The sequence below is a fragment of the Beijerinckia mobilis genome (genome assembly GCF_000745425.1).
GTDB lineage: Bacteria > Pseudomonadota > Alphaproteobacteria > Rhizobiales > Beijerinckiaceae > Beijerinckia > Beijerinckia mobilis.
Genome location: NZ_JQJH01000004.1, coordinates 129,437 through 141,367, shown reverse-complemented (window position 1 = coordinate 141,367; position 11,931 = coordinate 129,437). Strand labels below are relative to the sequence as shown.

At 55.0% G+C, this 11,931-nt stretch carries 12 protein-coding genes; 2 read left to right on the top strand and 10 right to left on the bottom strand.

Annotation, left to right across the window (positions count from 1 at the left end; all coding sequences use genetic code 11):
* Positions 1–89: 89 nt before the first annotated feature.
* Positions 90–1,271 (top strand): acyltransferase family protein, encoded by a 1,182-nt coding sequence (locus DL88_RS19265; protein WP_169741542.1) that lies wholly within the window; start codon positions 90–92, stop codon positions 1,269–1,271.
* Positions 1,272–2,162: 891 nt separating this feature from the next.
* Here DL88_RS19265 and DL88_RS06060 read toward each other — a convergent pair.
* The 3 genes from DL88_RS06060 to DL88_RS06050 all read right to left on the bottom strand — a co-directional run bounded on the left by DL88_RS06060 (position 2,163) and on the right by DL88_RS06050 (position 4,865).
* Complete coding sequence (locus DL88_RS06060; protein WP_034993425.1) at positions 2,163–3,413, bottom strand: arsenic transporter; 1,251 nt, start codon at positions 3,411–3,413, stop codon at positions 2,163–2,165.
* Entirely contained in the window at positions 3,413–4,510 is a 1,098-nt protein-coding gene (mtnA, locus tag DL88_RS06055; RefSeq protein WP_034993423.1) for an S-methyl-5-thioribose-1-phosphate isomerase, read from the bottom strand. Before mtnA ends, DL88_RS06060 begins: the two co-directional genes overlap by 1 nt.
* A 109-nt stretch (positions 4,511–4,619) precedes the next feature.
* On the bottom strand, positions 4,620–4,865 hold the full coding sequence (locus DL88_RS06050; RefSeq protein WP_034993421.1) for a hypothetical protein: 246 nt from the start codon (positions 4,863–4,865) through the stop codon (positions 4,620–4,622).
* Positions 4,866–5,331: 466 nt separating this feature from the next.
* Here DL88_RS06050 and DL88_RS06045 point away from each other — a divergent pair, with 466 nt between their 5' ends.
* Positions 5,332–6,204 (top strand): hypothetical protein, encoded by an 873-nt coding sequence (locus DL88_RS06045; protein ID WP_034993419.1) that lies wholly within the window; start codon positions 5,332–5,334, stop codon positions 6,202–6,204.
* 209 nt (positions 6,205–6,413) lie between these two features.
* Here the strand turns inward: DL88_RS06045 and DL88_RS06040 are convergent, their stop codons facing one another.
* The 7 genes from DL88_RS06040 to DL88_RS06010 form a co-directional block, all read right to left on the bottom strand.
* Positions 6,414–6,626, bottom strand: coding sequence for a cold-shock protein (locus DL88_RS06040; protein ID WP_034993416.1), 213 nt, complete (start codon positions 6,624–6,626; stop codon positions 6,414–6,416).
* 292 nt (positions 6,627–6,918) lie between these two features.
* Positions 6,919–7,776 carry a 23S rRNA (adenine(2030)-N(6))-methyltransferase RlmJ gene (locus DL88_RS06035; RefSeq protein ID WP_034993413.1) on the bottom strand — a complete coding sequence of 286 codons (858 nt, stop codon included), beginning with the start codon at positions 7,774–7,776 and terminating at the stop codon, positions 6,919–6,921.
* Between the two features lie 68 nt (positions 7,777–7,844).
* Positions 7,845–8,462, bottom strand: a complete 618-nt coding sequence (locus tag DL88_RS06030; protein WP_245270650.1) for a ribonuclease T2 family protein — start codon at positions 8,460–8,462, stop codon at positions 7,845–7,847.
* Positions 8,463–8,734: 272 nt separating this feature from the next.
* Positions 8,735–9,232, bottom strand: a complete 498-nt coding sequence (locus DL88_RS06025; RefSeq protein ID WP_051955650.1) for a hypothetical protein — start codon at positions 9,230–9,232, stop codon at positions 8,735–8,737.
* A gap of 11 nt (positions 9,233–9,243) precedes the next feature.
* Positions 9,244–9,429: a hypothetical protein gene (locus DL88_RS06020; protein ID WP_034993410.1), complete on the bottom strand. Its 186-nt coding sequence runs from the start codon at positions 9,427–9,429 to the stop codon at positions 9,244–9,246.
* An 89-nt stretch (positions 9,430–9,518) separates the two neighbouring features.
* Positions 9,519–10,430, bottom strand: coding sequence for a glycosyltransferase family 2 protein (locus DL88_RS06015; protein WP_034993406.1), 912 nt, complete (start codon positions 10,428–10,430; stop codon positions 9,519–9,521).
* Between the two features lie 584 nt (positions 10,431–11,014).
* Entirely contained in the window at positions 11,015–11,926 is a 912-nt protein-coding gene (locus tag DL88_RS06010) for a glycosyltransferase family 2 protein (RefSeq protein ID WP_034993403.1), read from the bottom strand.
* Positions 11,927–11,931: the final 5 nt, after the last annotated feature.

The window sequence follows — 11,931 nt, the reverse complement described above, 5'->3', positions numbered from 1 at the left end:
TAACTGACTAGATTTAAATCAAAGAATCGTCATATAATTATCATTATAATTGAAATGATTGGAACCGCTCAATGCAAGATGAGAGCGTCATGGCGCGTGAAAATCTGATCGATCCAATTTTGGCCGTAAAGACTACGCAACCTTCTCCATCACGGCGTTCGGAAATCCGTACCCTGCAATATGGACGCGGCATAGCGGCGCTTCTGGTCTGTTTATTCCATACATATGGCGCGATTGAAAAATATTTCGGCGTGATGCCAGGCGGAAGAATTTTCAATGGCGGCCATTCCGGAGTCGAATTCTTCTTTGTTCTCAGCGGGTTTATTATCTTCACCGCGCATCGGCGTGATTTTGGCCAGCCGAGTCGGCTAGGAACCTTCTATCGCAAGCGCGCTATCCGCGTGCTGCCCATGTTCTGGCTCGTAGTCGTTCCCCTCGGCGCGTTATTTCTCTTCGTTCCAAGTCTCGGTGCTGACAGAGCACTTACATTTTTCAAATATATAACCGATCTGCTGCTTATTCCTCGATCCGGCCTGCTCACCCTTGCTCCCGCCTGGACGCTGCAGCATGAGGTTATTTTCTACCTCGTGTTCGGATTGGTCCTCTATAATATCAAAGTTGGTTTCGCGGCCCTAGGCTTGTGGCAAGGAGCGTGTTTCATCACACTGATCTTTGGGTTGACACCGCAGGATTATATGTTGCCGATAAACAAATTCTTTGGGTTTTACAATTTCGGTTTCATATTTGGTATCGCGGTCGCGGTGCTTTCACAAAGCAGGTATTTTGGAAAAATGAGGCCCGTATTGCTTGGGCTATCCGTCCCCGCTCTCCTCGCACTTATTACTCTGTTTATAGGAGAAGCGCGTAGCGGCTCGAGCGTTCTAGGCAGCAGCGCCCGGCTCACACTCTCCTATTTTACAATCTACAGCTCTATCATGCTGGCGCTCCTCATCATACCGAACAAACCGCGTCCCTTGCTCGATAGCACTTTGGGTGTTCTGGGCGGAGCCTCCTATGTCCTTTACCTCATTCACGAACCAATGACGTCGGTCGTGACAAAAATCCTGCTGGCCCCTGCCCTGAAACCCTTTGCGCGGCCTGAGATTGCCTATTCCATCATGATCATCATTAGTGTCGTTTCTGCTCTTTTCCTGCACCATTATGTCGAGCGGCCAATTCTCGGCTTTCTCAATCAACGATTGAGATCCTCCAGGAATCCTCTCAATCAACAGGAGAACAGCCCGATCGTTTCTCAAAGCTTGCCAGTTTAAGGAAGTCGAGAAACCGGGATATTCTGACTTCTCCACTATAGAAGAAGCGTACGATTTACATGATATCTTTCGATCGTGCGGACGCAATTGAGTTGTGTCCGCACACATTGAGGCCAAACAATCAAGAATGAGAAGAGAGGCCTTCGTCTACAACACAAACAAAAAAACTCCGCCATACCAGGTCTCATTGGATTGATTGTTCATCACGTCCTTTATGCTAGAGGGCAAGAATCCTTGTATGGTTCGGCGCTCAGTCGTAATCTTCGACTGTCCCTCCGTCATTCGATTTCGTGGAAAAATCGGCTGCTGCTTCGATCAAACCTATTGCAGTTTCTTCGTTTTCTGCTGAGAGCAGCGGAGTCAGTCCATATTTGTCCTTGATTTCAAGCTGGGTTCCCGCTTGGAACAACAAGCGGCGGCCAGGGTCAGGCGTCCGAAGGAATTGCCCTGTTCGGCTATCGCGTCATGGCGCTATTGTAGGGAAGAGGTCTATTCCAGACTGAATACGAGCACGATACATTATTCGGGTACTTAGGCTCGTCAGTGCCGGAAAACCGTTAGCCCCATGGCATACCGCATGGCCTTGAGGCCGCTGAATAGAAACACAAATAACTTGTTCGTCGATCGCAGATCAAGATGACAGGCGAGTATCATCACGCGATCACAATCTTCGGCACCCCGATGCGGATGATGACCGTTGGCACACTGCTAGACCAATAGGTGACATCACAGAAACCTTTGCTCGGCACCTGTCAGCGCGATCCTGAAGCGATCGAGATATGGCTGCATGAGATCTTCCCGGCAATCGCCCAACGCGCGGCTTCAGCGGTAAACGACGCGCGGGACGACTTCTGAACCTGTATCTATCAGGGAGTCTTGACGCCTGTCATTCTAACTGACCAAAGTCGCGAGAAGCGCCAGAAAGAGCGGCAGCGGCATGACGATGAAACCGAGCTTCAAAAAATCCCAGGTACCAACCTTGATCCCCTCGCGTCGCAGGGCAACGAGCCAGAGGATGGTGGCGAGTGAACCCGTGACTGAAAGGTTGGGGCCGAGATCGACACCAACTAGCAAGGAGCGAGTCATGAGTGGCGATAAAGGTGCCTGATCGATAGCGCGCGCAGCCAGAAGGCCGGCTGGAAGATTGTTGACGAGGTTGCTGCCGAAGCCGATCAGGCTCCCCGCCGCAAAAGACGCCTTCCCCAGCGCCACATTTGCCTGCTGCTGCAGCAAGGTGGCGAGTAAATCGATGACGCCCGTTTGTGCCAAAGCCTCGACAAGAACGAAGAGCCCGGCGACGAGCGGTAGCACGCCCCAGGAAATGCCGCGCAGCAGTGGAAACGGCGAGGTGCGCTGTTGAAGGAGAACCAGCGTCACTGTCACCACTCCTGCGATCGCCGTCGGCAGGCCAAGCTGCCAACCCATGGCCGAGGAAATGATGAGTACGACCACTGTAGCGCCGATACCAGCCGCCGCTGCGATCCCACCCCCGTTCAATCGCGGCACAGTGATCGTGCTGACGACGGGTTGGCGAATCTGCTTGTGCTGGCTGAGAAACAGGAGGCCATAAGTCGTCGCTATGGCGATAAGCGAGGCTGGGAGAAAGGATCGTAGCCAATCAAGCAGCGGCGGCATCGATTTGCCGTAGATCACCAGATTGGCTGGATTGGAAATCGGCAAGACGAAGCTCGCTGCATTGGCGATGAAGGCGCAGATGAGAAGATAGGGCAGCGGATGTTGCACCTTCGCCGCCCGCGTAGCGGCGACGACGGCCGGCGTGAGCACGACCGCCGTCGCATCATTCGACAGAATGACCGTCACCCCGATGCCGGCGACATACAATAATGCGAAAAGCCGCGAGCCGGATCCGCGCGCGGCAATTGCGACATGTCCGGCAAGCCAATCGAAGAGGCCCTCACGCCGGGCAATCTCGGCAAGCAGCATCATGCCCGTGAGGAAGAGATAGACATCGATCCCCTCGGCGATACCGAGCAGCGCCGTATGCGGTGTCACGAGATGCAGGATGACGAGCAGCCCGGCACCGGTCACCGCCCATATCACCTCCGGCAGCTGAAAAGGCCGGAGGATCACTCCGGCGATAGACAATGCAGTGATACCCCAGATCGCAATCGATGCATTCATCACGGCAGCGCACGCTCGGGAAAGGCCTTAGCCAAAGCCTCCCGATTCGCGGCAATGACTCCACGCTCGGTGATGAGTCCCGTCACCAGCCTGGCAGGCGTCACATCGAAAGCATAATTGGCAGCTGGGCTTTTCGCCGGCGTGATGCGGATCGTCTCGATTTTCCCATCGCCCGTCATGCCCTTCAAATGTGTCACCTCATCGGAGGCGCGTTCCTCGATCGGGATTTCGCGGACACCGTCGGACAAAGTGAAATCAATCGACGGCGATGGTGCGCAGACATAGAAGGGAATCTGATTGTCGAAAGCCGCCAGAGCCTTGAGATAAGTACCGATCTTGTTGCAGACGTCGCCGCTCGCAGTCGTGCGGTCTGTACCGACAATGACGAGATCGACAAGGCCGTGCTGCATAATATGGCCACCGGCATTATCGACGATGACCGTATGCGGCACGCCATGCTGGCCAAGTTCCCAGGCCGTCAATGAAGCGCCCTGATTGCGCGGCCGGGTTTCATCGACATAGACATGAATATCAATTCCGGCATCCTGCGCCTTGTACATCGGCGCCGTCGCCGTGCCCCAATCGACAGTGGCGAGCCAGCCGGCATTGCAATGGGTGAGTATATTCACCCTGCCACCCTGCTTGCGCTCGGCAATGGTCTTGATGAGGGCGAAACCATGATCGCCCATCGCTTCGCAGAGGACAATATCTTCATCCGCCAAGACGCCGGCATGTTTCCACGCGGCCTCGGCACGTTCGCTGGCGGGCAGGCCGAGAAGCTTCGCCGCCATTGCCTCGAGCGCCCATTGCAGATTGACCGCCGTTGGCCGCGTCGCGCGCAAGACGGTACTTGCTTCCCGCAATTCCGCGTCGGAAGCCCCTTTGCGCAAGGCGAGTGCAAGGCCATAGGCCGCTGTCACACCGATCAGCGGCGCGCCGCGCACCAGCATCGCCTTGATGGCATGGGCAGCCTCTTCCAGATTATGCAATTGCGCAATGTGAAAGACATGCGGCAATTGCGTCTGGTCGATAATGTTGACCCAGGACCCATCGGGCTCCGGCCAGATCGAGGTGAAGGGTTTTCCATCGACGCGCATTCCGCCTGCTCCTGCTTTTAGCCTCACGCGGCAAGCAGATAGCATAGGATCATGGCGCAACCCATCACGCCCGCAAGAAAATCATCCGCCGTCGAACGATCGCCAACGGTCAATCGCAATTCGTGCAGATATTCATTTCCTTGTCATCGCGGCGCTGAATATTGAGATCCAGTTGCGTCGGCCCGCTGCCTTGCGGCATGCCGGGATTGGGCACTGTCGCACCTGTGGCCGTGATATTGCGTCCGCGCAGCAGCCTGCTCGGGTCTGGCGCCGCCGTATTATTGCCTGATTGCGCAAGCACCGAGCCTACCCCGGAAAGGGTGAGAACCAAGCCGAGACACAGGGCTTTAGCCATTTCGCAACTCCTCTATTCCGGAACACAACCCGTGAACACCACGACGGTTCGGGCCGCTCCGGAGTTTGCTCGCCGTTTCACCCTCAAAAGACGTTGAAGGGCGAAAGAGACGAACCGTTTCGATCCTATCGATCACCTACGACATTTCCTTAGACCGGGGGCAACCGGCTGCCTTGGGCACCCGTCCAGGATGCTGCCATCCACAAGCCACCGTCATTATCACGGGATCCCATCGCCCTGGGTCGTATGTCCAAAAACAATGGTCTGGTTTTCATGCACCGCTTCAAGTGGCATTCAGAAACCCTGTGCGAAGCTGGATCCTGGATCGAGCTTTTTCAAACCAATGGAATCGCGAAGCGATTCAATATCGTTAAAAAATGCCCTCAGCCCGCAAAGATACGGGCATATTTAATAAAAATTTAAGCTAAAACAAGTAAAGTCATCGTATCCGTCAGGGAAAGCGAACATGGATGATGCCGCTCCTTCCTCTCCGCCTGATCCTTCCCTTTTCCGGCTGACAGGACCAGACAGGTCTCTCTCGGAAGGATCGACCGAGGCCTCTGCCGAAAGAAGCACGAAGAGCGAGGCCCATCCTTGCGATGATGAGTCCCATTTCGGGCCTGACGACGGGCCCGACCCCACCGAGAACACTCTCTCCTTTTCGCTTCGCGATACCGAATCTGCGCCTCAGTCCGAATCCCTCGCAGACAAGTTGTTTGGCCGCCTCTCCCAGGTGGCCATGATCGTCTGTTTGCTCGGCCTCGGCTATATCGGCGCGGCTCATCTTCTTTCCAAACGGCCATCCCCCCAGCCGGAGGGAGCGACCTCTTCAATCACACAGGCCGCCGGGCAACGCGACACGATCGAAAGCTTGCGGCAGGAGATTCATGCTCTCAAACAGGATGTCGACAGGCTGAATCGAACAGTCAGTGAAGACGCCTCTGAGATGCAGGGTTTACGCACGACAATCGCCCGTCAGACCGAAGCGGGACAAAAACACGCAAGCGAAAACCAAACGACGGCAGCCTATAATGCGGCGGATAGCGTGACAGCCATCGCCAAAAATGCTCCCGGAAAAAGTCTTGCATCCGGCCGAGCGGACCATCCCGTCCGCGACGAGGAAAACCGGGCGTCGGCAAAACAACCAGCGCTGATTTCCAGCTGGGTGGTTCGCGATGTCTATCAGGGTATCGCTTTGGTTGAAGGGAAGAGAGGAGCGCTGCAGGTCGCGCGTGGCGAAATCATTCCCGGGGCTGGCCGCGTCCAATCCATCGAGAAACGCGGACAGGGTTGGGTCATCATCACCAGCCAAGGCCTGGTCGATACCGCCCGCGATTAAACAAGATGCACTGATTCGCTTCTGATCCAAAGAATAAGATGATTTATCTCCAGATATCGTGCAGGGCGAATCAATTTCATCAATGTTGAAGTTGCTGTAATGATTAGAGAAAAGGTGAAGTTCTGTTGGTATTATTGGCGACAGAAACCTGGAATGGAACGCCAACGTAATAGATGGCGCCCAGTTTGCTTTCCATTGAGACCTGGAAATCAGTCGAGCTTCAGCTCGACCGCTTTCGGTCCCTTGCCTTTCTTGTCTGGCTCGACCTCATAGGAAAGCCGCTGCCCCTCAAGCAGTGATTGCAGGCCCGCCCGCTCGACTGCAGTAATATGGACGAAAATATCGCGTCCCCCATCATCAGGCTTGATAAAACCGTAGCCTTTGTCCGAATTAAAAAATTTCACAGTTCCCTGCTGCGGCATGGCGCTTTCCTTCTCTGATCGCGACTTTGCCGATTTGTCTACGGATTCCCGCGATCTATTTCCTGCTATTGAAATTCCTGATTCCGCAATAATCGAGCGAGCCAAAGCGAAACAGTGCCTTAGCTCCTGGATGATCTCCGGCATCGAGACACTGGACGTCGCGACCGGTTTGCACCCAAGGCTCGCCATAGTACCGGAGGACGGCCTCCACCCGCGCTTCGGCTTTAACATCAATACCCGAGCCCGCGTTGAGTTTAGACGCATGGTTCGGTTTGATCAATTTTGCGCGAGATTACTCGCCGCTCTTCCATTCCACCACGTAGGACCCACTCTGTCTATTGGACAGAGGTGAGGCGAGTGCCGGCAGGAGGCGCTCGGCCTGTGCGTCAAAACCAAAGGGGGGATTGATGATGGCGAGCCCGGTGCGTGCCAAGGGACCGTCGGGAATCGAAGCTGCGATCTGCAATTCGAGACGCAGGAGCCGCTTCACGCCCTTCTCGCAAAGCCCGGCAAAAAAGCGATCGACCCGCCTTGGATCCTTCACGGGATACCAGATGAAAAAAATTCCGGTCGTCCATTTGCGCCAGGCTTCGAAAACTGCGGGCCCCAGTGCCTCAAATTCATCCGGTCTCTCGAAGGGTGGATCGATCAGCACGAGTCCACGCCGCTCCGCTGGCGGTATGAAGGCACGAAGCCCAACATAAGCGTCGAGCTCTGCAAGGCGAAATCTCTTGTCCTTGCCGCAATTGGCTTTCAGCCTCTCGGCAGCGGCAGGTTCCAACTCACAGCATTGCAGCTTGTCATCCGGCCGCATCAACCGCAGAGCAATGAAGGGCGAGCCCGGATAGAGCGGAGGGTTTCCTTCGATAAGCGGTGTGACGATAGCAAGGTAAGGCTCGAGAAGCGCAGCTGTTTCATCGCCAAAGTCCGCCGCGACATCAGTGGCAAGCAGGCGAGCAATGCCGGAACGCCATTCACCGGTCTTTTCCGCCCGTTCATCGGTCAGATCGTAAAGGCTGCTGCCGGCATGTGTATCGATGACACGATAGGGTTTCGGCTTTTGGGCAAGATGGATCAGCACACGCGTCAGCAGAATATGCTTGAACACGTCGGCAAAATTGCCGGCATGGAAATCGTGACGGTAATTCAAGGTTTCTCTATCCAGCAAGCTTCAATGAGTCATGTTCATTGAAGCTTGGTATTTGACGCAGCCCAAATTCAGAGCGGATTGGGCAGGCTTATCTCAAAGGCACGGCAACCGCGACTGCTCGCGGGTGGACAGGATTGAAAGCGGCGCAAATCACGCGAGAAGCAGATGCGGACCTCGCTGAGCAGTGCCCCCCGGCAGGCCAGCATCAGCATATCATTACGAAGACCCGGATTGGCGTCGACGAAGGCACGCTTGATCGTATTGGCCGTCCAGGATTTATCGCCAGCGCCGGGATTCCGGAAAGCCTCCGGGATGATGATCATGTCGCGGGCGCTACGCACATCAGCGAAATAAGCGACGGGGCTTTTCCCTGAACAGGTTCCATGTTCACGCCATTCATGCCGCGCAAGTCCCGTATCGGGATAAAGATCGCCATAATCGCGCAACACGGACCAGGACGGCGCGGGCGCCCCCGGCTGGCAGGCGGAAGGATAGCCCCGATCATATTGCGGCCAGAGCCCATGAACGACGAAGCCCAGTCCACGCCCCGGCGCGCATTGCTGCGCACTGTCCGATCTCCGCCTTTGACCCGCCTGGCTGGAACAATAGGTCGGCGACCAGGAGAGAGCAAAGAGATAGGAATCGAAATCGCCGGGCGTTCCGTCAGCTCGCGCCAGATCAGGCAATAGGAGAAGGATCAGCCCGAGAAGCCTCAGCCAGTTTGCGCGGCCACGGCAGCAAAAATGGAATAAACGCCTTCGCCGATGAGTTCGCCCATGTGCAAGCCGGTCAAACAAGCCACAAGCCCCCGAGCCACAAGCCCCCGAAATTATCCTCGGGGGTGCGCTTCCGAAAGCCTTTGCGGCGCAATCCTGAAAGAGTGCACAAGGCCGCACGATGATTCGGATTCACGAATAGCTCCTCCCGAACCCACTTTGCCGGAGGCTACGCCTCGATTTCACGGCTGCAGATTCTGGCAATTCGCCCCATGACCATTGCTGCGATCAAGTCCGATGATGCACCATTCGACACCAACATCCATGCCGAGCCAGCCTTGATCCTGGCTGAGCGCATAGGACACTTCACGCGGCTTGTTATCGTTGAGCATGACGTGGGCCCAGCAATAGCGCCGCGGAATGTAATCCTCACCGATCGTACGGTAACCGGTCTCGCGCACATCGTCGAAACCGGTAATCAGGAGTCCGGTGCTCCAGAACTCGGCTTCACGGGCCTGAAACAGTCCCTGAATCCGGCGGAACACCAGAGGATCATCGCAAGCCGGGATGATGCCATTATAGGACATGACACGCCGCTCGGCCGGAGTGAGAGGGCGAGCGAAAGCAGCCGAGGCGAAGAGATCGAGCCCGATCGCCGCCACAGCAAGAATCGTAACTAGAACGGCAAGCGGCCGTAGCGCCCGCGTCAGACTGATCCTGAAAATGTCGTATCCGCGCAAGATCCCCTCCGTCACCCCGGCTGGACCGCCGCATCGACCGACAGCGCGAGGGAAAATTCAACCGGCTGAGCGACGCCGCTCACAATTTCAAGTCTCGACAAACCTTGTCGTTCGCTGGAAATGTTCGGAAACATCGAACCAACGCGATCGACGATGCTTCGACCATCGCCATAGGTCAAGTCGGAAATGGACGCCAACGCCGGCCGCCGTACGCTTTTTGGCCAGTGTGACGAAGAAGACCTGATCGCTTCCAAGGAATGCAAAAGATTTGACCGTCTGACTAGGCTCAGAGTTTCAATCCGCTGATCCTGGCGAGTTCGGCGCGTTGCTCATCCTTTGTCTTGCAATGCGAGATGGCGCGTTCGAACTCCAGCACCTTGGCACCGACCAGGAAGCGGTACCAGTAACCCTGCAGGAAATGGTAGATCAGACCTTCGATCCCATCCAGAAACCCAAGCTGCACAAAATAGCGCAGCAAAAAATAACCGGTCGTGCTCAACGGAAATGGGATCTTGTTATAGAGCTTCTCCTTCACGAAGCGTTTCGCAGAAGCCTGCCATGACGTCGCCTGCGTCGACAAATCATCCGGGCGTGGAAACAAATTCAGACGCTGATTGATGACATCCACAGCTTCCCGCGAAGCATATTTATTATGCTTCTGTGTGAAGAATGTCAGATCATTAATGTTGCAATCCGCGAAGCCGCCCTCGAATACAACCGTCGTTCCTCCTGAAACGATCATGTGTTCGTCCATCCAACGGTCCTCGATATGCGCTGCCCCGCGCCGCCAAATCCGCAGCAGAAGCAGAGGATAGCGGCCCCCATGCCGAATCCACCGGCCCATGAACACATGTTTGCGCTTCAGGTTTACCCCGACGACATCAGGGCCGAGGCGCGGCAGCTTGCTGCGGATTTCCTCCGCCAAATCCGGCTCGATGATCTCGTCAGCGTCGAGACGCATCACCCATTCCGCCGTGATCGGGGCATTGTCCAGAGCCCATTGAAACTGCTTCGCATAGTTCACGAACGGATGCGGCAGGACATGCGCCCCTTTCGCCTTGGCGATCGCCACCGTCGTATCCGTCGAACCGGAATCGATCACGAATACTTCCGACGCTATCCCAGCGATCGAATCCAGTGATCGCCCGATATGCATCTCCTCATTATGGGTCAGGATCACGACGGCGAGTTCGGTCATATTCACTCCGATAGGCTGCAAGTTCGCGCTCCGGGGGGCGATCTCTTCAAAAGCTTCAGCGCCCCCACCGCCCTTTCGATAGGATCGAAGCTTGTAAATCAGGCAGAACTAGAGCCGGTTGGGCTTGAGTATCACACTGCAATACAAAGCTTTGAAAAGGCGCGCATTTATAGATGAAACAAAGAAAAAACATTCGAATGTGTACTAAAGTCTTTTCTGCAAATAGCGAATCGCTCTCAGTTCTCAAATACATACAAATACAAGCATCTTTCAGGTAAAGCGCGTCCTGATATATCAGAAATGCTTCAAGTTCAATCCAGCCATGAATGGCAAAACCAAAATGGATTGCGCTGAATTTTAAGTTAGATCCTTAAAATTATTTTTAATATATAACGAAATACCATATCATTGGGCGACATGCGAGGTCCGTAAGGAGACCTCATGCAACAATATCTCCTTGATCCCAATTTGTTGAGATCATGGAAATCCGGCGGCGAAGCTACCACCCCGCAGTCGCGGCCGCCAAGTCTCGATGAGTCACGCTCATTGAAACATCCTCATTGAAACTTGGTATCAGCACCAGGTCAAAGATCGAGGCCACTGACGCGCGCCAGGGCGGCACGTTGTTCATCCACCGATTTGAAAGGCGCAATCGCACGCTCGAATTCGAGCACTTTCACACCAACCAGGAAACGGTACCAATAGCCTTGAAGGAAATGATAGCTTAAACCCTCCACCCCATCGAGGAAACCGAGCTGAAAAATGTAGCGCAGCAGGAAATAGCCTGTCGCGCTGATGGGAAAGGGAATGTGATTGTAGATACGCTCCTTGATGCAACGCTTTAACAACGCCTGCGTCGAGTTTTTGCCCGTCATCGCATTTTCTGAGTGCAGAAAAAGATTGCGGCGCTGGTTGATGATTTCGACGGCTTCCCGTGTGGCATATCGATTATGCTTGGCGGTAAAGTAGCTCATATCATTGAGATTCCAGTCGGCGAAACCGCCATCGAAGGCGATCGTGCGTCCCTTGGTGACGAGGATATGTTCATCCATCCACCGGTCTTCGACACGCCCCAATCCGTGCCGCCAGATTCGCAAAAGGAGAAGCGGGTAGCGACCGCCATGGCGCACCCATCGCCCAAGGAAAATATGTTTGCGTTTCAGATTGATGCCGGTCACATCGGAAGCCAGCTTAGGCAATTTCTCCTCGATCTCGGCGGCGAGATCCGGCTCGATGATTTCGTCGGCATCGAGACGCATGACCCATTCGGCTGTAATCGGTGCATTGTCCAAGCCCCACTGGAACTGCTTGGCCTGGCTGACGAAAGGATTGTAAAGGACCCGTGCACCACGCGCCTTGGCAATTGCTATTGTCTGATCCGTCGAACCGGAATCGATGACGAAGACTTCCTTTGCGAAAGGGGCGACTGATTCGAGCGCACGTGCCAGATGCATTTCTTCATTATAGGTCAGCACGACCACCGCAACATTACGCATGCAGT